Here is a 19,452-nt window from a genome sequence, read left to right as displayed (position 1 = left end):
TCAGGCCTTACAAAAAATCCCCGCACATCGGAGAATGTGCGGGGATTTTTTGTGCTGTTTCCTACTCGCCCTGGAAGTTCCTACTCACCCTGGAAGACCGGTGGGCGCTTCTGGAAGACGGCGGTGATGGCCTCGGTCAGATCCTGCGAAGGCAGGAACGCCGCGTTCCAAGCTGCGACGTAGCGAAGGCTGTCGTTCACGCTCGCGCTGCGGGTGTGATCGAGCACGTCCTTGATGCCGTGGACGACGAGTGGTGGGTTGAGGGCAATCTCCTTCGCGGTTTCGCGCGCCGCGGCCAGTACTGCATCGGCATCCTCGAACACGTCGTTGACGAGCCCGATCTTCTCGGCGCGCACTGCGTCGATGTCCTTACCGGTCAGCGCCAATTCACGCAGGTGTCCGTCGCCGATGATCGCGGGCAGACGCGCGAGGCTTCCCATGTCTGCGACGATCGCGACCTTGACCTCGCGGATGCTGAACTTGGCGTCGGCGCTCGCGTAGCGGATGTCCGCTGCAGTGATGAGGTCGACGCCGCCGCCGATGCACCAGCCCTGCACAGCTGCGACGACGGGCTTGCGGCAGTCTGCGACGGCATTGATGCCCGACTGCATGCGCTTGATCATGTCGTGGAACTTGGTGCGCGGGCCTGCCTGAGCCTTGTCTGCGAGGACGGCACCGAATTCACCGCTCATTGCCGGCAGGTCCAAGCCGAACGAGAAGTGCTTGCCGGAACCGGCGATGACGATTGCACGCACCTCGGGATCGGCGTCGAGGTCGGCGAAGATTTCGGGGAGTTCACTCCAAAAATCCGGCCCCATCGCATTGCCCTTGCTCGGCCCGATCAGCGTCACCTGGGCGATGTTGTCTTCGCACTCGACGGTGAACGCATTCCAGCTCTTCTGTTCAGTCATTACTCAAGAGTAACTAAAGGTCGAGCTCAGCCGAAGACCCCGCCCTATCGAAGGCGCTGCCCTATCGAAGGCGCTGCCCTATCGAAGACGCTGCCTTCATCCGAAGATTCCTGCCTCGTCCAGGACGAGCACTACGAGCGTGACGGCCATCAGGGCGAACATGATGAGCATCGCCATCCTGGCCGCCCGCTCACTGGTCGGCGGGAAAACGCGCTGCGCGGGATGTTCTGCCACGTACTCGGACAAGGACATGGTCCTGGCACGTGAGCGTGTCGGATTCTGTACCGCTGCTGTTGTAGCCATGTCGGTGATCCTTTCAACTACGCAATCTCAGTCAGGTACCCCCAAAGGTGAAGTACCCGACTGAGTTCGACTTCTCCAATGTAGACCCGCAGACCGAAGAAGTCAGCGTGAGTTTCGTGCGAATTACCTGAGAGTTAGTCCACACAGGGGATGCCGCCATTCGCGTCGGCTCGGATAGGCGATCCCTGTGCTCCCGTGTCGGGAACGGTCCCGGCCGATACCGACGAGTCCGGCTGCGCCGGAGCGGACGAGAACACGGTCTGCGCGTTGTCCTCACCGATCAATACGGACACCGATTCGGCCGCTGCCTGCTCGTTCGGTACTGCGACCACACCCAACTGCTCGGCCAGCGCCTCTGCGACAGCTTTGGCGCCGACCCCATAGCTGACCACAGACTTTGCCGTAGGAGATGCGGTGCTCACCTCGCCGACTTCAACTCCCGACGCTTTCATCTCCGACGCCAACGCGGCGCCCAACCCGTCCGTCGCGGTTCCGTTGCGGATGTCCACAACTTCGTTCCCGGTCGAGATCGCCGTGTCCATCGCAGGCGCAGACACCGAGTCACCTCCCGCGAAGATCCTCGACACTTCACTACGCAGACGCGTCGGATCGACCATATTGACGTCCTGGCCGTCGACGGTCTCGTATCCCTCGATGGGCAGGGTGTAGAAGTCGATGTTCCCACCCGCGAGAGCGCTTGCCTGAGAAGCGAATCGGACGGGATCCATGGCGGAATCGATCACCACGTCCTTCTTCACCACGTCGGCCAGTGCCGTCATCTTCGGAATGTTGCCGATGACGCCGGAGCCCTTCAAGTTGGCGATCACCGCACTGATGAACGCCTGTTGCCGGTGCGTGCGATCCAAGTCCCCGTTGTCCAGACCGTGGCGTTGGCGGACAAACGAAAGCGCCTGTGACGCATCGAGAGTCTGAACCCCCGCCGGGAAGTTGGCGCCCGAGAAGTCGTCCTGCACCGGATTGTTGAGGCATACCTGAACAGGGCCGATAGCCGAGACGACATCATAGAAACCCATCAGGTTCACTTCGGCAAAGTGATCGATCGGAACCTCGAGCAGATTCTGCACGGTGGTCAGCGTCGAGCGCCTTCCGACTTCGCGTGCTTGTTGTTCTCGTGCAGCAGGATCCGTCACACCGTCCGCTACGAGTTTGGCGTCCGCTTCAGCCTTCGCCATTCCGTAGGCTTCCTTGATCTTGGCCATCCCGTAGCCGGGTACCGCGACGTAATCGTCGCGTGGGATCGCCACCGCACTGGCCTTGCCACCATCACCCGGAACATGGAGCAGGATAAGCGTGTTCGTGTTGTACCCACCCACGTCACTGTCCCCCGCGTGCAACTTGTCGGTGACGAACTCTGCCGGCAGATCGCTGCCGTCCATCGCCTTACGACTGTCGAGCCCGATCAACAAGATGTTGGTATCCCCGTCGAGCGAGCTGCCGGCGGCGTCACCGAGGGCGGAGAGCGCGTCCGATCGGTACAGCCCCGACGTCAGATCCGACTGCACGTACCACCCGATTCCGACGCCGACCAAAATCGTCGTCGACAAGGACGCCGCCGCCAGCTTGCGCCCCACCGAGAGCGTCGACCGCTGCGGTGGACGCCTACGTCTGTGCCTGGTTGCCGAGTGTCGAGGTCGCGGTTCCACGGCCGACACGCTATCCACCGTTCCTGAGTAGAACCTGTCGATACCGGACACGGCTGGTCATTGGCTGAAAAGACGCTGAGAATGAAGTCCGAATTGGGCGAATCTGCTCTAGGCTCCGCCCTGTGGACCGCCGACGCTTCCTCAGTGCCCTCGCAGCAGCAACTCTGACCGGAACCGCCGCGGTGACCATGGGAACCGCTTGTTCGTCACGTTCAGTCGGGACGGCCATCGCCGCAGCCGACGAACCGGCGGGCCCCGTCCCTGTCCCAGATCTCCCGCCTGCCTTGTTCCCGCCTCCACCGCCGTCCGCCCGGGTGCCGCTGCCCGCCGGCGGATCGTTGACCGCCCTGCCCGGTGGCGGAGATCTGCTCGCACTGACGGTTGACGACGGCGCCAGTTCCGAAGTCGTCCGCCTCTACACACAGTTCGCAAAAGACACCGGCATCCGTTTGACGTACTTCGTCAACGGGCAATACAACTCGTGGACCGAAAACGCCGGACTTCTGAGACCGCTGGTCGAGAGCGGACAAATTCAGCTCGGCAATCACACCTACTCGCACCCGGATCTGACGTCAGTGTCGAAGCAGCAGATCGCCGACGAGCTGACGAAGAACGGCACGTTCCTGCGCAACACCTACGGCGTGGACGCGGCGCCGTACTTTCGGCCGCCGTACGGAAGGCACAACGCGACAGTCGATTCCGTGGCCGCGAGCGTCGGCTACACCGTGCCCACCCTCTGGTACGGGTCGCTGTCGGATTCTTCATTGATCACCGAGGAGTACATCCTCCAAATGGCGAACCAGTATTTCAATCCGGGGGCCATAGTGATCGGACACCTCAACTATCTGCCCGTGACCCACGTGTATCCGCAACTGGTGGACATCATCCGGAGCCGGAACCTGCGGACGGTCACGCTCAACGATGTGTATCTGAAGCCGTGACGCCGTGGTGACCGCAGCCGACAACGAGGTCCCGGCCGAAAACACGGCTCCGTCGGTGAAACAACGCACCGAGGCCTGGCTGCTCGCGGACATCACCGAGGAACCCGCCGGACATCTCGGGCCACACCGGATGGCACCGAAGAAGGAGAAGCGCCACCCGTGGTGGAAGGTGATGTGCCTAACGGGTGTCGATTACTTCTCCACTCTCGGCTACCAACCCGGTATCGCGGCACTGGCGGCCGGCACGTTGGCTCCCATCGCGACAGTCGTATTGATCCTGCTGACGCTGTTCGGTGCGCTCCCGGTCTACCGGCGAGTGGCTCGCGAGAGTCCGCACGGCGAGGGTTCGATCGCCATGCTCGAGAAACTCCTGCCCAAGTGGCGCGGCAAGATCTTCGTTCTCGTACTTCTCGGCTTCGCAGCCACCGATTTCCTCATTACTATGACGCTCTCGGCTGCGGATGCCACGGCGCACCTCGTCGAGAATCCTTTTGCTCCAACCTTTCTCTCCGGACACACCGTCGCCGTCACCCTGGTTCTGCTCGCGCTCCTCGCCGCGGTGTTCCTTCGCGGATTCACCGAAGCTATCGGTATCGCGGTCGGATTGGTCGCCGTCTACCTCGCCTTGAACGTGGTGGTCATCTCCGTAGGTTTGTGGCACATCGCAACCGCGCCGTCATTGGTCACCGACTGGACGCGCGCCATGACCACCGAGCGCGGAAACCCGGCGATGATGATCCTGATCGCGCTGATCGTGTTCCCGAAGTTGGCGCTCGGCCTGTCCGGCTTCGAAACCGGAGTCGCAGTCATGCCGCAGATCAAGGGCGAGCCGCACGACACCGAACAGAATCCGCGCGGCCGAATCAAAGGCGCACGGCGCCTGCTCACCACTGCGGCGCTGATCATGAGTGGATTCCTGCTGACGTCGAGCCTGGTCACCACCATCCTGATCCCAGAAAACGAGTTCCAGCCCGGAGGCGCTGCCAACGGTCGCGCGCTTGCCTTCCTCGCGCACGACTATTTGGGTGAGATCTTCGGAACTGTCTACGATCTCAGCACGATTCTGATCCTCTGGTTTGCCGGTGCGTCGGCAATGGCAGGGTTGCTCAATCTTGTTCCGAGGTATCTCCCCCGCTACGGCATGGCGCCGTCGTGGGCCCGCGCCGTGCGTCCTCTGGTCCTCGTGTTCAGCGTCATCGCCATCACTGTCACGATCTACTTCGACGCTGGTGTCGACGCTCAGAGTTCCGCGTACGCAACCGGTGTCCTCGTGCTCATCTCGTCGGCGACCGTCGCCGTTGCCTTGTCTGCTCGCAAACACGGACAGCGAAAACTGTTCGTAGGGTTCAGTTTTGTTGCAGTTCTGTTCGTCTACACGACGATCGCGAACATCTTCGAACGCCCGGACGGTGTGAAAGTGGCGTCGTTCTTCATCGCCGCGATCATGGTGGTGTCCTTCCTTTCCCGGATCTCGCGAGCCTTCGAACTTCGGGCAACCTCCGTCGAATTCGACGAGACTGCACTGCGATTCATCACCGAGGCGGCCGAGAAGGGCTACCTCGCGATGGTGGCGCACGACGTCGATCGTCTCGACGAGGACGAGTATCGGCAGAAGGAATCGCAGCAGCGCGCCGAAAGCAATATCCCGGAGGCGGAGTCGATCATCTTCATCGAGGTAAACGTCACGGACTCCTCCGAATTCAGCACCGACCTCCTTGTCCACGGCCGACAGCGCGGTGAGCACCGGATCCTCTGGGTCGACAGCCCTGCCGTCCCCAACACCATCGCGGCGGTTCTCCTGCGGACGAGAGACATCACCGGCGTGATTCCCGACGTCTACTTCGAGTGGACCGAGGGAAATCCGATCATGTACCTGCTCCGATTCCTCTTCATCGGTGAGGGCGAAACCGCTCCCGTGACCCGTGAGGTCCTTCGCCGCGCGGAACCCGACCAGTCCAGGCGGCCCCACGTCCACGTCGGTTGACACGGCACTCCCCTTGACCGCCCACGCGCGTACAGATGCGGCGTTGCTCGCACAGCCAGCATTGTTGATTGCTTCGGGAACAACCGACCTCGGCCACGATGTTCGAGCATCCTGCGAGAACGCATCCGGTGAACATCTGCAGCCTCGGAAGTCGGCGAATATCAGCGACAAGCAGTTGGGAGCAGGACGGGCTTACCGGGCGGGGAGTGGTTGAACGCGATTCTTCGTTCGATCTATGGTCCGGAGCAGACGCTTAGTGGAGAATACGAACATGACGACCGGCGCGCCTGCTCAAACCGTGCACTTTGATCAGAAGCATTACACGGCAGTGGTTTCTGGCGCGAAAGTTTCCACCGTCCGCTGGCGCGAAGACGTACACGAAGGGCCGGCAATTTTCATCTTCGATAATCACCCGACGGCCCGCCCCCTTGCAGGACAGGTCACTGCTGTAGAAACGTACGATCTCGCTCATCTGTCGCCGCTAGCAGCTCGCCAGCCACCCGGCACCGACATGACGAATTTCGCAAGACAACTCCGGGTCAACTACTACCCCGAGATGCCTGAAGACGCTGTTGTTCAGGTGGTCGTCATAGCCACTGGTCACCACGGGGATTCGTCACTGCCCACGACGTAGTGCGACCGAACTCAGCCGTCGAAAACGTCTGTTGCACTTCCGTGTGCGTAGAGGTCTGCGCTGCCGGCGCCGATCGGGTAGTTGCGGCCCATTCTGGCTGGGTTGATCGGTCCAGGCGCGCTGGCACTCGTCCGAGGTCAGCGTTGTCGTGGATCCTCTGCGACAGGGCCGCCTTCGTTTTCCCACCGATCCAGTGCGCGTTTTTCCTGCTTGGCGGCGGTGTCTTTGCGTGATCCGAGTGATCTTACGGACTTGAGTAGTTCTGTGAGTCGGCCCATGACCGGACCATACTCGACTTTCCGGCGAAGCTGGCCCAGGGTTGGACGATCTCCATCGGAGATGCCATAGGGGACTTCGACGGCGTCGACAACCACGACAGAAAACGGCTCCGGAGCGAAATCGATTTCAACAGTTGCCGAATCGCAACGTGTCTCAGAAGGGCTCCAGTGGATGTGAAACTTCGCGGTGTCGAGGTTGGCTAGTTATTTTCGCTCCGGAGCGACCGGTTTGGTAGTCGGTCGAATCTCGAATGGCGTCGGGTTTTGTTGCGGTGCTTAGTTTTATCCAAATTGCCCACGCGCAGGCCTGTTCGGGCGTGGTGCCGTAGCGCTCGATCGTGGCCTGCCAGTGCTGCGGAAAAGTCATGGCGGAGCGAGGCGAATTTCTCTCCGCGAGGACACCGCAGGTGGCCGGACCGCCGAGCAAGCGGATGCAGTAGATGATCCACCTGACAAGGGTTCCTGGTCTGTGGCTCGTCCGACAGACAGGTGCACTGACCGAGCCCGTCCACGACCGCAGACGGCGACCCCATCGCGACGGGACGATGCGACGGAGATCTGGAATGACCGCGACATACAATCGCGATCAGAGCGAAGCGCCAGGCCGAGATTCCGGCACCGTAGTGAGGGAGGGCAGGATGTTCGGCTGGAAGAAGAAGCGCCACGATTCGAAGATGACGCTCGACGATGTGATGTCGAAGCTCCGGCCTGACCTGAGTCGGGAATCGCTCGGCGTCGGGCCCGACTTCCCGGGCGTCGCCCCGAATCCTCTCCTGAGCAGTGGTGCACGCAAGCGAAATGCCGAACTGCGTACGGCGGCACTTGCACTCGGCGTTCTCGTCGACTGGCGAGAGGTCAGCAGCGACGGCAGTCCACGCGTCGTCCTGATGTTCGACGTGGAGACCGCCGACGGCATCTCGTTCCGCGGTATCGCAGACGAAGACCTCACGATCACCGAGCTGACACGACTCGCCCCAGGACAGACGTTGCCCGTGCGCTACCGGCCGGCCGTCATGGACCACTACGTCGCCCTTGCCCGGGACGCGGACCCCGCCCACGTGCAGCAGCTCTCCGACGAGATCGCGAGCGGCAAGCGGACCTGACCCGAAGCCTTGGCCGGATCCCTAGGTCGCCGGCAATTCGGTGATGGCGTCCGCGGTCACGAGCATGTCGATTTCGACGAGGTTGTTTCCGCTGCTATCGGTGACTCGCACAGTTACCCCTGCAGCCATGCGACAAACGCATGAATTAACCTACGGCTGGAAGAGGTTCGAGGCGAAGGAGAGGCTTTCGGGGAGCGCTGCCCGCATCGTCTCGATATGACCGGTCGGATATGTTCGGAATGTAACTGGCTGGCGGTTGGCGGCGAGTTCGGCCGCGAGTTTCAAAGCCAGCGGCGCCGGTACCATCTCGTCCGTCAGCCCCTGCCCGAGGAACACTGGCCGGTCGTACCCGGTCGTCGGGATCTCCAGCATGCCGCGAGCAGCAGCCAGCACCGCGGGATCGTCGAGGGGCCGGTTCACCAGATCGCCGATCGTGAGGTCGCCGAGGCCCGATGCCATGTCCTGGTAGCAGTCGGTTTCGGCTCGGGCCAGGGCATCCGTGCCGCGCGGTGTCAGGTAGCGATCGATGTCGAGATCGGGTCGCGCCGCCCGCAGTCCGGCCAAGAGGTACGAGACGAACACGGTGCTGCCGGTCAGTGGCAAGCGGGGAAAGTCCGGCCCCACGAGTGGTGCAAGGTTCTCCAGATTGGACGGCGCCCCGGTCGCGACCGCGCCCCGGTAGTCCAATTCGGGCGCGTACCGTGTGGCGATCGCTGCCGTGACCATAGCGGCCTGCCCGCCCTGAGACTGTCCGAGTGCCAACCACCGCGGTGAGAGCGACGGTTCGACCGCACGCGCGGCACGCACCATGTCGATCACGCTGTGCGCCGCCGACGGTCCGTCCAGGTACGCGTGGATTCCCGGCGTGCCAAGCCCCACGTAGTCGGTCGCGACGATCGCGTAGCCCTGCGAGAGCCAGTTCGTGAGGTATGGACTGCCGACGGTCCCGGTCACGGTAGGAGCGCACTGGTCGGAAATACCTACAGTGCCGTGAGCCCACGAGATGACCGGCCAACCGCCTTCGGGTGGATCGCCGGGGGGCAGGAAGAGCGCGCCCGTACTCAACGCGGGCCGGTTCAGCGGACCCGTGGACCAGTACGTGAGCTTTGATGCGTTGGCGGCGCCGGGAATCCAGAAGGAGTGCGGCAGGGAAGTTGCCGCGGTCACTGTGCCCGGCGTCGTGATTGACGACGGTTCCTGCGCGTGGACGGGCGCGGTCGAAACGGCCGCGGAGGCGAGCGCGATCACCATCAATGCTTGGCCGAGCCGTCGTCGGATCATCGCATCGCTCCCGTGGTTCGTCGGTGTCTGCGCCGACTTCCATTCTGCGCGAACCGGCGGCGCCGGCGTACGGGTTCGACTATCTTCGGGTGCCGCGAATACGGGAAGTTGTGGGCTGGATAGCCACCTCGGGCTTCTCCCCTGGACAGCCAAACTCCCTGATCGGCAGAAGGTTCTTGAAACGAGTGCCGTGCGCTTAGGTTTGGTCTCGTGCAGCACGAAAGGCTGAGACACGGAGGCAATTACATCATCTAGCGGACGCACTCACTTCTGAGTGAACTCTGTGCACACCGAGACGTCGGCAACTGGACATTCCACAGCCAAATCACGAACTTCGAAGATTGACACTGACTCCCGAATTGCGCGCGATTAGAGAGCCTGGCCAGCTGTCCACTGGGTCGACTTCGAATCAAATCGATGTCACCAGCGGGACAAATCGCCGCCAATCGCAACCGCGAGAGCTGCGAACAAAGCGCCTAGCTGGATACGCCCCGGTTGCCGCCCGTGGGGTTCCTGCGTTGTGTGGGTCAGCTCGTTACGCCGCGTTAAGAACCTGAAAACTCGGTGAGCAAACCTTCCTTTCCCAGGTGAAGCGGCGGATTATCGAATTGGCCGCGCATCTGGTTACTGCGCGGCATGTCGAGCGCGCCTGAAGGCACAACGGGCCGGGAGGTCACATGCTGCTACATCAATCGATCGGGTTGGAGCGCTTCAACGAACTACCGCGTCAGAAGGCGGTTCACGCATTGTTCGAGTGCTGCTGCTCTCTGACGTGGGCCGGATGGGTCAGCGACGGGCGGCCGTTTGCCGATCACGCGGAGATCCTCTCGCGAGCCGAGGACGCGATTCTCAACCTCTCGGACGAGGACGTCGAGCGAGCATTGCAGTGCCATCCACCCGTAGGCGTGCGCAAGAACAGCGTGCCGTCCCACCTCGAGCAATGCTCGATCTGGGTTCCGGACGACGCCGTCATGGCAACCATCTATCGCGCCGGCGAGGAGTACGAGCGAAACTTCGGCTTCCGGTATCTGTGGTGTTCGCACGGCCACGACGCCGACGACCTGCTCGAGAACATCGGCCAGCGCATGTCCAACGAACGGTCCGTCGAGCGCAAGGTCTGCGTCGACGAGCTCGCCAAGATCACGCGGACGAGAATCGAGCGCATGCTCGGGCCCGAGGACGGTTATCCCGAGTACTGAAAAGAAAAGCGGGTGCGGCGCTTTCGCGCCGCACCCGCTTTCATGCCCTGAATCGATCAGAGGTCGAACTCGGCCGGAGAGATTCCGACTGCAAAACACATGTCGCGTACGACGCCGCGCTCGTGCTCGTCGAAGTTGCCGTCGGCGCCGCCGATGATGATGCCGATCTGGATGACCGCGCGGGCCTGATCCTGCTTCGACTTGAGCTTGGCGATGGTCGCGGTTGCCTCGACCTTGCCGAACTCGTAGTCCGAGGACAGCTTGCTGCAGTACCAGTCGAACTGCTCACGAAGCTCGTCCGGCGGGAAGACCGCGAGCGACTCGTTGCTCATGATCAGCGCGGCGGTCTTCTGACGCTCCGACGGATCGATCGAACCGTCTGCGGCGGCGATCAACGCGCACATTGCCATGCTCGCGTTCTTGAATTCCTTGTTCTGGAACTGGCTGGTCTTTGTCTTGAGCTGGCCGTTCATCTCCTGAGCCTTAGCCTTCAACTGATCCCAGAATGCCATGAGTCTCCTCGAGTATTGCCGCCACACACCGCGCGTGGTCGTACCACCACTCTGCCTGTGCGCTCGGCAATCCGCCATCGGCCACTAGGTGCGGTCGAACACTGCCAGAATTCGCGACTCGGAGATCGGGTCGAGCACGTCCGGGGTGAAGTGCCATTGCGTGCGGGTCCACGGATCGTGAACCTCCGTCTGCCCTGCTGCCGAAAGATGTTGGCACCCCTCGGACAGCGCGGCGACGGATTCTTCCGCGAAGTTCGACTCGTCCTCTCCGACAATCAGTATCGACAAACCGATTGCCGGTCCGCGTTCGGCGAGGAACATGACGGTCTGTGCGTCTTCGGCGGAGTATCCGTGCGGGAAATCGCTGAGGATCAACAGGCGCAGGGAACTCGGGCCATCTGCGACACCACTCATTCGCGCGAGTTCGCCCATGTCGACGGCCTCGGCCAGTGCCCGCAAGCGCGCCGAGATCTCGGTGTGAGCGGTGATGACCGGCCCCGCGAGCATCGGTGCCAGTCGGTCGGTCAGTGGCGTCAGCGAGCCGGTCAGATCGACGACGTCGAGTAGCGGCATCGGGCCGGCGGCCATGACGCGCACGGTGACGGCACTGATCAGACCGAGCGCTGCTTTGCTCGACGTACTGTCCACCCAGATGGGCCGACGCAGTGGGAGCGGGACGCAGTAGGGAACGGTGAGCGTGCCGCGGTCCGGAGCCGACAGCTCGCCAAGACGCATACCGTCGCTGACGGCCGTGATCTGGGCCGGATCAGTTGTTCCCGCCCACGACACCGACTTCCACGACGCCATCGACCGTGGGAGCACGCCGTCGATCACACCGAGTTCGTGCGCAAGCTGAGCGCTGTCGCGGGCGTAATTGTCCCGCGCGAGTGAGACGAGGTCGTCGTGACGCTTCTGTGCGGCATCGCGCGCCGCCACTCCCGCTGCCGAGTTCCGCAACGACGGATCTGCGACGGCAGCGGTCAGATCTTCGTCCAACCGAGCAAGCGCGTACTCACTGCTGGAGACGAAGGAAGCGGCAGAACGCGAGGCGTCCTCGAAGATCATCCACGCACGCTCGAGGCCGCGGCCCACCTCCAACGGCTCCACCGCGGAGTCCCACGCGGGCGCAGCCGTCGGGGCTGGTTGTGCCGGCTCGTCGTCGACCTCGACGCCGTGCACCGAGATCAGTTCCGCCAGACCACCCGCATAGCCCTGCCCTACGGCCCGAATCTTCCAGGCACCGGACTTTCGGTACAGCTCCCAGCAGATGACCGCTGTCTCGGTGCCTGCGGTGGGGATCGCGAATTCGGCCAGGACCGAACCGGATTGATCGCTCAGGGTGGCGGAGAGCCCGGCCGTGCGAAAGGCTCCCGCAGCCGTCGCTGCCGGATCCACGCTCACGATGCACAACACGGCCGCGGCATCGGGGTGAAGTCGATCGAGTTCCACCCGGATGCCGCTCTGGTCGAGTTGCACTCCAGCGGTGGATGGTTGGTTGTAGAACACGAAGTCCGCGGACGTCAATGCCCGCAGGTTCGCGTCCGCTACCAGCGCCGACACGTCGAACGGCGTCTGGCTCTCGGCTCGAAACGTCACCACGGGCGCCTGCAGCGGCGCGTTCTGTCCGGGAACAAAAGTCATACCCACAGCAGCGAACTATGCCATGACCGCGCGCTCTCGGTCAGCCTTGCAGGTCCGCCACCACTAGATCGGCCACTGCGGTCATCCCGGCGTCCGTGAAGTGCAAGCGCTGCGCTGTCGACTCCGAGAACAGGCCTTCGAACCAACGCTGATCTGCACTCGCGCACGCGTCGTGCCCGCCGGCGATGCTCGCCGCCGCAATGTCGACAGTGCGCACACCGTGGGCGTGGGCGACCTCGTCGAACTTCGTGTTGTAGCGAGCGAAGTAGTCCATGAACCAGGCTGCGTCGGCGTCTGAGAACGGGATGTTCGGCCAGCATCCGCGAGAGGAGATCATGCCGCCCTCTCCGATCAGGTAGATGCGAGCGTTAGGCGCGCGCTGCGTGACCGCGGTCAGGATGCGATCCAATTCTCCGGCAGCCCGGTCGATTCCGGACTGGGCGACGGAATTCGCGAGCGGGTCGTACCGGCATCCACGATCGGTTCCTGGTCCCGGAGCGACGCACAGGGGGCCGAGGAAGATGCTGTTGGAGTCGTTGCCGCCGATCGAGATGGTAATCAGGTCGGTGTCCGGGTGAACGGCATCGAGCTGGACGGGCCAGTAGTTCGGAATCAGCTGTGGGGTGTCGATGATGTTCTCGGCGCGTGCCGCGCTGCAAGAGACATCAGCGAACTCGGCCACGTCGAGCGCCCGCGAGATTTTGCCCGCGAAGTTCTCGTACGAACGCGAGCAGGCGTCGGGGTACATCGGTTCCAGCCTTGGACCGGAGGCGCGGGAGTCACCGAGGGCGACGTACTTGATCCCGGTCTCGGAAAAACCTGCCGGCGGTGCCGACTGGGGCACCGAAGCCTGCGCGATTCCGGTGCTCACGAGCGCCAGCACAACGCCTGCGACGGCCGCCGCCCGACCGAGAAGTTTCCCTCGAGTGATCATCTACTGTGCCAAGTCCTCTCGCGCACGGCCGCTCGACTGACGGCTCGACATGCCGCATGAGGTTAACGCACGGAGGGGACAACGATGTCCGGTTCGGCGGACGGCGATCGAAACCACCTACCGCCGAACCGGATTCATCTCGACTATGCAGTCTCGACTCAAGCAGTGAGGAAACGTCCCAGCTGCGGCGCAGCTTCTCCTGCGTGCTTGGCCTGGATACCTTCACCGATGGCCTGCAGCTTCCATTCGCCGTTCGCGCGGTACACCTTTGCCATCACCATTCCGGTGAAAGCCATGCCGCCCTGGAGCGTGTATCGAGCGAGCTCAGAGTTGGTGGTGCTGTCCACGAGACGGCAGAAAGCGTTGGAGACCTGCTCGAACGTGTGTCCGCGGTACGAGGTCACGGTGAAGATCACGGTGGTCACGTGAGCCGGGACCCGCTGCAGATCGACGAGCATGACCTCGTCGTCGCCGTCTCCGTCGCCGGTGAGGTTGTCACCCATGTGACGGACCGAGCCGTCCTTGGACGTCAGCTGACCGTAGTAGCAGACGTCGACGAGGTTGCCGTCGGCGTACAGGAGCGCCGAAGCGTCGAGGTCGACGTCGGCGGTACGGCTTCCGAACAGGCCGCTCTTCTTGATCGGATCCCAACCCAGACCCATCTGGATCATGGTGAGCGCGACGCCGCCCTCCTTGCGGAGCGTGACCTTCTGGCCCTTGGTCAGGCTGACGGGGCGTCCCTTGACCAGGCTCACCTCGGGCTGCTGCGCCGGCGGCTGGTTCTGCACGGGAGGCGCCGGGGGTGCCTGGTTGTACGTCGGCTGCTGGTTGTACGCAGGCTGCTGCGCCGGCGGGTAGGCCGGCGGCGTCGGTCCCTGGTTGTAGGCAGGCGGCTGGTTGTACGCGGGCGGGGCCGGCGGAACCGGCGGCGCGTTGTACGAAGGCTGCTGCTGCGGCGGCTGGTTGTACGCCGGCGGAGTAGGAGCTACGGACGAGGGCGGGGTGATCGGAGCCGGAGCCGCGACCGGAGTGGGCGGCGGCGGCGCGGGTGCATCGTCGACGGACACACCGTGATCGGTGACCAGCGCGGCAAATCCACCCGCGTACCCCTGGCCGACGGCGCGCACCTTCCACGCACCCTGGCGTCGGTACACCTCGAGCGCGATGACGATGGACTCGGTGGTGAGACCGTCGATCACGTACTCGTACAACACGTTCCCGGCCGCGTCGGAGACCCGAGCGGTGGGTGCAGCGCTGCGCCCGAAGTTCGACGAAGCGTCGTCGAGCGTGATCACGGCGCGAACCTGCTCGATATCGGCAGGGACGCCGGCGAGCGAGACTCGGAGTGAGGCAATGCCACCCGGGTTGGGCACCAATTGCACGCCGGGTCCGGTCGGCTGGTTGAAGAAGACGAAGTCGGCGTCGGAACGAACTTTTCCGTTGCTCGTCACGAGGAGTGCAGACAGGTCAGCGGCTGCAGCCAGCTGAACCGACACAACTACATCCGAGACGTCCAGCGGGCCGTTCTGCCCTTTGGCAAGCGATACAGACAACTAAATCCCCTTCATAGAGAGCGTGTATTACCCGAGCGCGGAAGAGAACCACCGCAATATCTCCGCGCTCGCTGCGATACCGGACCTTTCTGTCACAGTAACGGTCGGCCGTTGCCAATTCAGTTCTTCCAGCTCACCGTGCCTCGGCCGGATCGCGAAATCGGAGTATTCGAGCATGTCCGCATCCAACGCGCCGTCACCTGCCGACATCACGACTGCGGATTGATCCAGATCACCCGACTCGACCAGTCTGCGGCGCACCTCTGCCAGTGCGCGTGACTTCGACACGGCGTCGGGCATCGTGTAGATCTTCCGGCCTTGACGCGAAACGTTCCAGCCCCGCGTCACGCACCAGTGATTCCATTCGGTTTCGAATTCACTCGGCATCACGGCCAGATCGACGACCAGGTACGGAAACAGGTCGTCGGCAACACGAACGGAGCTGACCCAGCTCGAGTCGATCCGTGATTCCAGTTCGGCCTGAACCTGCGGCAACTCGGCGCCGGACTTGCTGGTCGAACGGTCGATCTCGTTTCGCCACTCGCGATCGGCTTCGCCGTCCACCAGGATGTTTCCGCCGTTGCTCGTAATGGCGTACTTCCACGGTCCGCCGGGAAGATCGATCCGCTGGAACTGCGCAATGGTCCTGGTGGTTGTCGGAATCACCGGAACCCGCGAGCTCAGCGCGGTCAGCAGTTCGATCGATTCGACGCTCATGTGCGAGAGCGGACCGCCGTTGTAGTACTCGACGCACAGCGGGCTCGGCGCCGAATCCAGGTCGGAGCCACTGGGATCGCCGCCGATCGCGGCCTGCGAATAGATCATCGTGCGGTCCAGATCCGTGGCGATCAGGACCTGGGACGCAGCGGTGTCCGCACGGCTCACGTGATGTCCTTGATCAGCCCGACACACGAGTAGGCGAGGTCGGGTACCACCTCGACCGGAACCCCGCGGGCCTGCGCCAACAACCGGATGTGTGCATGCTCCGGGGCGTCGAGTTCACGCACCAGAACCTTCCAGGGGAGCCGGCGCAGCAACACCCTGGTTGTTTCTCCGACACCTGGTTTGACGAAGTTGACCGTCGAGATCCCGTACTCGGCTTGCACCTTCTCCACCGACTCCCAGCCGGCCCAGGTCGGCGTCCGATCGGAATCGAGCACTGCAGCAAGAGAATCCGCTGCGTCGCCGCGAACCGAATCGAACTCGGCCGAGACCACGTCGAGCAACCGATTGGAGACGTCGACGTCGGCGAGGTCGGCGTAGAACTTGGCGCCGTGGAAATCGCCGGGCCCGATAAGGGTGTCGTTGAGGACAGTTCGTGAGACCAAGCCGGACACCGTCGAATTGAGGCACGCCGACGCGATCAGGAAGTCGTCGCGGGTTCCGTACGTTCGCACGCAGTGGCCGGGGTCTGCGAGAACAGCCAGATCGGAATCGAACTTGGCTCCGCCTGCCTCGTGGTACTCCGTCAACGCTGCGTCGAGTTCGCGGGCGATGGCGCCCTTACCTGTCCAGCCGTCGACGAAGACGACGTTCTCCGAGTCGTGATGGTGCGCAAGATAATCGAGTGCGACGGAATCGATACCTTTGCCACGGACGATGGACACCGCGTAGTGCGGCAACGTCAACCCGCGGGTCTGCTGGGCCCAGCGCCGCATCAGAATCCCGATCGGTGTTCCGGCCCGGGCGAGTGAGACCAGCGTGATGTCACTCCCCCGCTCGGCCAAGACCAAGTCCATCACGGTCCCGACAGCGCGCGCCAACCGTGGAGCGCTCTCGGCGAGCACCGTCTCGAACAGATCCCGGTATGTCTGATCGGGTTGGTACTCGATGGGAAGCGACTCGGCATAGTGCGCCTCACCCGACTGAATACGCTTCTCGCGCACGGATACATCCGCTTCGAGATCCACGTGCGAAAGATCTTTGAGCAGCCACTTCACTTCGCCCGGCGCGTACGAACCGAATTCGGGCCCGACCAATGGTTCGTTCATGACGAGCCTCCTGCTCTGGATTCTCGCAGCGCCGACGGATCGGCCCCGCGAACGGTGGCGACCAGGACGTCGGTGCCGGAGTTCCGCAGCACCTCGATCACCCCGTCCATCGCCGTCAACCGATCGGTATCGGCGGGCTCGTCCACGACGAGCAAGGCAAGGGCGTCGACCGCCGCGTCAGGCCACTGCGCGTTGTAGACGTATCGGGGTTCGTTCTCGCCCAGTTCCGGTGCCGGAAAGGTGAACCCGCGACGCAGCGGGTATCCCGGCACGTCGACGACGTAGGCGGGTGAACGCGTCGTGGTCTGGTACCGAACCGCTCGCCCAGAGCTTTCCAAGCCCGCGGCGATGCGCAGTGGCAGGTACATCAACTCCTCGTGACCGATCACGATCACAGCACGCGACGCGTCGATCGACGATCCGAGAATGGACACCGCTGCCTCGACGGCTGACTCGAATGCCTCGGTGTCGCCATCGAGAAAGCCGTGCCGGCCTCCGTCGGGGACATGTGCCGGCCACGGCAGATCCATCCGGGACAGCGTGCCGCGTCGGTCACCGATCGGATTGAGGTCCGGAGCATCCAGAGCCGTGACGCGCTCGGTCAGGCCGTCGGGCAGAACCGTCGAACCCGAAGCAAGAGAGACGTAATCGATCCGCACACCCAGTTCCGTGGCCGCGGCTTCGCTGGCGGCTCGGTGTTCCTCGGTTCTCATGTCCACCAGCGAGGCCACGACATAGCGGCTGCGCGGGCATTGCCCGTGCAGTGCCCGGATGGCATCGATCGCGGTGGCGCCGGTGGAGATCTCGTCGTCGACGAGGACCAGTGGCAGGTCGTTCTCGAACAGTTCGGCGGACGTCGGCTGCATCAGATGGCTCGTGGCGTGCGAGTGCCCCTCCTCGAACCCGGCGAGCGTCGTAGCACCTGGCACGTCGCGACGAGTCGAGTGCAGGTAGCAGTGAGCGCGCAGACGGGCCGCAACGCAATGACCCAAACCTGTTGCGGTTTCGGCAAACCCGAGCACGACGACGTCGACACCCTCACCGAGGGTTGTCCGCACCAGATCGCCGAGGTCGTCGGCAGCACCGATGACCACGGACGGCTCGGTGGGCACGTGCTTTCCCAGCACAGTGGACACCAGCAGGTGAGCGCGACGCGGATTCCGCCGAAGACCCGGGATCACCAGATCGGGCACCGAATGCCCGAGCGACGAATCACCGTGAACGAGGTCCAAGCCGAATTCTGCTGTAGCCCAGGGAACGTCCCGGGACTGGACAACCTCTGTCATCGATCGACCAACGCCGTCAGCAACTCGACAAACGTGATCCCCTTGTTGGTCACACCGAACACGTGAGCGCGGAGCGCAGTCTGATGGGCCCAATTGCGGTGCGGCTTCATCTCGTTCATCTTGTTCCGGTAGCCGGAGGCCTGAACTCCCCCGGCGTCGGCACCGAGAATGTCGAGGGCATCGTGATATTCCTCGTGCGTGACCGCGGAGAGAGCATTGACCGCTGCGACGTGCGACGGGTGGATGACCGTCTTGCCCTGGATTCCGTTGGCTCGGTCCAGCGCGATCTCACGGAGCAGGCCGTCGAGGTCGCGGCTGACGAGATGCTGACGGAACCGGACGGCGTCATGTTCCTCGAACGGGGTGGCGCGCAGCATCGGCCGGAACATGCGTTCGTGATCGGCGAAGTACTCCCACACCGGCCCGGTGATGACAAAACCTGAACCGTCGGCACGCCCGAGGTAGTTGACGATGTCGGCGATGACATCGACCACCACGCGCACGTCGTAGATGGTCAGATCGCGGTCGCGACGGATGCCGAAGGTGCTGCACATGTCGGTGGCGCCGATGCGGACGGCAAGGATTCGATCGCGGTGTTGCGCGAGAATCCCACTGATGGTGCGCAATTCGAGATCGCGAGTATCGCGGTGCACAAGCGCGGGTGATTCGAGTACCGGCATCGCGTAGAGATGCTTGCCCAGCAACTCGGATGCGTCCGCGACGGCGTCGAGGAACACAGGGCCGGACTCGCTGCCGAACTTCGGGATGACGAACCCGGTGAGCGCGGCGCGCCCCTCGGTCAACGACGCGGCGACCTTGTGGATGTCCGCGACTTCACGAACCCGCACGAACAGCAGCATGCCGACGGCGTCGGTGGACGCGATCTTGTCGAGAGCGTCAACCGCGTTTGCCCGCGCCGATTCGACCTCGTGATCAGCGACGGCGTCCTCGAGATCGAGCACCATCGAGCTGACGCCCTCGGACGCACGCTTGACCACGATGTCGGCCAACCCGGCTCGGGTGGCAGGAACGTAGAGAGTTGCACCCAGAGCAATCGCGAGCAGATCCCTCTCGTCGGAATCCGCGAACGATCGAGGCGCATGCAGGAACAGTTGCTCCCGCACGTCATCCTCGAGATGTTGAAAGTGCTGCATTTCTCTTCTCTCTGTAACCGCAATCAAGTCCATGAAACGACCCCCTGTGACAACGCGTCGAGCAACTCCGATCCCCCGATCGG

The 19,452-nt window shown here is 63.3% G+C and carries 18 protein-coding genes; 5 read left to right on the top strand and 13 right to left on the bottom strand.

All coding sequences use genetic code 11. The features are described 5' to 3' along the window. Positions 1–80: 80 nt before the first annotated feature. The 3 genes from ACSW29_RS04845 to ACSW29_RS04835 all read right to left on the bottom strand — a co-directional run bounded on the left by ACSW29_RS04845 (position 81) and on the right by ACSW29_RS04835 (position 2,878). Positions 81–911 carry a crotonase/enoyl-CoA hydratase family protein gene (locus ACSW29_RS04845; protein WP_317827616.1) on the bottom strand — a complete coding sequence of 277 codons (831 nt, stop codon included), beginning with the start codon at positions 909–911 and terminating at the stop codon, positions 81–83. 96 nt (positions 912–1,007) lie between these two features. Next, complete coding sequence (locus tag ACSW29_RS04840) at positions 1,008–1,214, bottom strand: hypothetical protein (RefSeq protein WP_124568973.1); 207 nt, start codon at positions 1,212–1,214, stop codon at positions 1,008–1,010. A gap of 134 nt (positions 1,215–1,348) precedes the next feature. Beyond that, positions 1,349–2,878 carry an LCP family protein gene (locus tag ACSW29_RS04835; RefSeq protein ID WP_448276679.1) on the bottom strand — a complete coding sequence of 510 codons (1,530 nt, stop codon included), beginning with the start codon at positions 2,876–2,878 and terminating at the stop codon, positions 1,349–1,351. Positions 2,879–3,000: 122 nt separating this feature from the next. On the opposite strand from ACSW29_RS04835, the gene ACSW29_RS04830 reads away from it, so the two are divergent. The 3 genes from ACSW29_RS04830 to ACSW29_RS04820 all read left to right on the top strand — a co-directional run bounded on the left by ACSW29_RS04830 (position 3,001) and on the right by ACSW29_RS04820 (position 6,437). After that, on the top strand, positions 3,001–3,819 hold the full coding sequence (locus ACSW29_RS04830; RefSeq protein WP_448276678.1) for a polysaccharide deacetylase family protein: 819 nt from the start codon (positions 3,001–3,003) through the stop codon (positions 3,817–3,819). Between the two features lie 4 nt (positions 3,820–3,823). Further along, positions 3,824–5,803 (top strand): amino acid permease, encoded by a 1,980-nt coding sequence (locus ACSW29_RS04825; RefSeq protein ID WP_448276677.1) that lies wholly within the window; start codon positions 3,824–3,826, stop codon positions 5,801–5,803. 271 nt (positions 5,804–6,074) lie between these two features. Next, a complete protein-coding gene (locus ACSW29_RS04820; RefSeq protein WP_448276676.1) occupies positions 6,075–6,437 on the top strand; it encodes an ASCH domain-containing protein in 363 nt (120 codons plus the stop codon). 137 nt (positions 6,438–6,574) lie between these two features. On the opposite strand, the gene ACSW29_RS04815 is transcribed toward ACSW29_RS04820, so the two are convergent. Further along, on the bottom strand, positions 6,575–6,715 hold the full coding sequence (locus ACSW29_RS04815) for a hypothetical protein (protein WP_157920627.1): 141 nt from the start codon (positions 6,713–6,715) through the stop codon (positions 6,575–6,577). A gap of 563 nt (positions 6,716–7,278) precedes the next feature. On the opposite strand from ACSW29_RS04815, the gene ACSW29_RS04810 reads away from it, so the two are divergent. Next, positions 7,279–7,818, top strand: coding sequence for a hypothetical protein (locus ACSW29_RS04810; protein ID WP_448276675.1), 540 nt, complete (start codon positions 7,279–7,281; stop codon positions 7,816–7,818). Positions 7,819–7,968: 150 nt separating this feature from the next. On the opposite strand, the gene ACSW29_RS04805 is transcribed toward ACSW29_RS04810, so the two are convergent. After that, a complete protein-coding gene (locus ACSW29_RS04805; RefSeq protein WP_448276674.1) occupies positions 7,969–9,099 on the bottom strand; it encodes a lipase family protein in 1,131 nt (376 codons plus the stop codon). Between the two features lie 677 nt (positions 9,100–9,776). On the opposite strand from ACSW29_RS04805, the gene ACSW29_RS04800 reads away from it, so the two are divergent. Continuing rightward, entirely contained in the window at positions 9,777–10,298 is a 522-nt protein-coding gene (locus ACSW29_RS04800) for a 2-oxo-4-hydroxy-4-carboxy-5-ureidoimidazoline decarboxylase (protein WP_007727034.1), read from the top strand. A gap of 56 nt (positions 10,299–10,354) precedes the next feature. Here the strand turns inward: ACSW29_RS04800 and ACSW29_RS04795 are convergent, their stop codons facing one another. The 8 genes from ACSW29_RS04795 to ACSW29_RS04760 all read right to left on the bottom strand — a co-directional run bounded on the left by ACSW29_RS04795 (position 10,355) and on the right by ACSW29_RS04760 (position 19,369). Beyond that, positions 10,355–10,810: a tellurite resistance TerB family protein gene (locus ACSW29_RS04795; RefSeq protein ID WP_003941110.1), complete on the bottom strand. Its 456-nt coding sequence runs from the start codon at positions 10,808–10,810 to the stop codon at positions 10,355–10,357. 84 nt (positions 10,811–10,894) lie between these two features. Further along, positions 10,895–12,451, bottom strand: coding sequence for a TerD family protein (locus ACSW29_RS04790; protein ID WP_448276673.1), 1,557 nt, complete (start codon positions 12,449–12,451; stop codon positions 10,895–10,897). Positions 12,452–12,491: 40 nt separating this feature from the next. Continuing rightward, the gene (locus tag ACSW29_RS04785; protein WP_020906054.1) at positions 12,492–13,385 is read right to left on the bottom strand and encodes an SGNH/GDSL hydrolase family protein; all 894 of its coding nucleotides are present in this window, start codon (positions 13,383–13,385) and stop codon (positions 12,492–12,494) included. 158 nt (positions 13,386–13,543) lie between these two features. Then, positions 13,544–14,938, bottom strand: coding sequence for a TerD family protein (locus ACSW29_RS04780; RefSeq protein WP_019746739.1), 1,395 nt, complete (start codon positions 14,936–14,938; stop codon positions 13,544–13,546). A 27-nt stretch (positions 14,939–14,965) separates the two neighbouring features. Next, positions 14,966–15,823, bottom strand: coding sequence for a hypothetical protein (locus tag ACSW29_RS04775; protein WP_020968322.1), 858 nt, complete (start codon positions 15,821–15,823; stop codon positions 14,966–14,968). Then, on the bottom strand, positions 15,820–16,929 hold the full coding sequence (locus ACSW29_RS04770) for a cysteine protease StiP family protein (RefSeq protein WP_428691446.1): 1,110 nt from the start codon (positions 16,927–16,929) through the stop codon (positions 15,820–15,822). The genes ACSW29_RS04775 and ACSW29_RS04770 overlap by 4 nt, the downstream gene beginning before the upstream one ends. Then, positions 16,926–18,215 (bottom strand): phosphoribosyltransferase family protein, encoded by a 1,290-nt coding sequence (locus ACSW29_RS04765; RefSeq protein WP_030534831.1) that lies wholly within the window; start codon positions 18,213–18,215, stop codon positions 16,926–16,928. The genes ACSW29_RS04770 and ACSW29_RS04765 overlap by 4 nt, the downstream gene beginning before the upstream one ends. Beyond that, a complete protein-coding gene (locus ACSW29_RS04760; RefSeq protein WP_042950575.1) occupies positions 18,212–19,369 on the bottom strand; it encodes an HpcH/HpaI aldolase/citrate lyase family protein in 1,158 nt (385 codons plus the stop codon). Before ACSW29_RS04760 ends, ACSW29_RS04765 begins: the two co-directional genes overlap by 4 nt. Positions 19,370–19,452: the final 83 nt, after the last annotated feature.

Source organism: Rhodococcus sp. GB-02 (assembly GCF_053470465.1).
Note: the sequence above shows the minus strand (reverse complement) of the source record. Positions and strands in the feature narration are given on the sequence as shown.

Bases quoted from the DNA above. Each gene is read 5' to 3' on its own strand.
- ACSW29_RS04795 (WP_003941110.1), bottom strand. From the start codon at position 10,810: ATGGCATTCTGGGATCAGTTGAAGGCTAAGGCTCAGGAGATGAACGGC.
- ACSW29_RS04760 (WP_042950575.1), bottom strand. From the start codon at position 19,369: ATGCAGCACTTTCAACATCTCGAGGATGACGTGCGGGAGCAACTGTTC.
- ACSW29_RS04805 (WP_448276674.1), bottom strand. From the start codon at position 9,099: ATGATCCGACGACGGCTCGGCCAAGCATTGATGGTGATCGCGCTCGCC.
- ACSW29_RS04785 (WP_020906054.1), bottom strand. From the start codon at position 13,385: ATGATCACTCGAGGGAAACTTCTCGGTCGGGCGGCGGCCGTCGCAGGC.
- ACSW29_RS04820 (WP_448276676.1), top strand. From the start codon at position 6,075: ATGACGACCGGCGCGCCTGCTCAAACCGTGCACTTTGATCAGAAGCAT.
- ACSW29_RS04840 (WP_124568973.1), bottom strand. From the start codon at position 1,214: ATGGCTACAACAGCAGCGGTACAGAATCCGACACGCTCACGTGCCAGG.
- ACSW29_RS04800 (WP_007727034.1), top strand. From the start codon at position 9,777: ATGCTGCTACATCAATCGATCGGGTTGGAGCGCTTCAACGAACTACCG.
- ACSW29_RS04790 (WP_448276673.1), bottom strand. From the start codon at position 12,451: ATGACTTTTGTTCCCGGACAGAACGCGCCGCTGCAGGCGCCCGTGGTG.
- ACSW29_RS04810 (WP_448276675.1), top strand. From the start codon at position 7,279: ATGACCGCGACATACAATCGCGATCAGAGCGAAGCGCCAGGCCGAGAT.
- ACSW29_RS04765 (WP_030534831.1), bottom strand. From the start codon at position 18,215: ATGACAGAGGTTGTCCAGTCCCGGGACGTTCCCTGGGCTACAGCAGAA.
- ACSW29_RS04815 (WP_157920627.1), bottom strand. From the start codon at position 6,715: ATGGGCCGACTCACAGAACTACTCAAGTCCGTAAGATCACTCGGATCA.
- ACSW29_RS04845 (WP_317827616.1), bottom strand. From the start codon at position 911: ATGACTGAACAGAAGAGCTGGAATGCGTTCACCGTCGAGTGCGAAGAC.
- ACSW29_RS04770 (WP_428691446.1), bottom strand. From the start codon at position 16,929: ATGAACGAACCATTGGTCGGGCCCGAATTCGGTTCGTACGCGCCGGGC.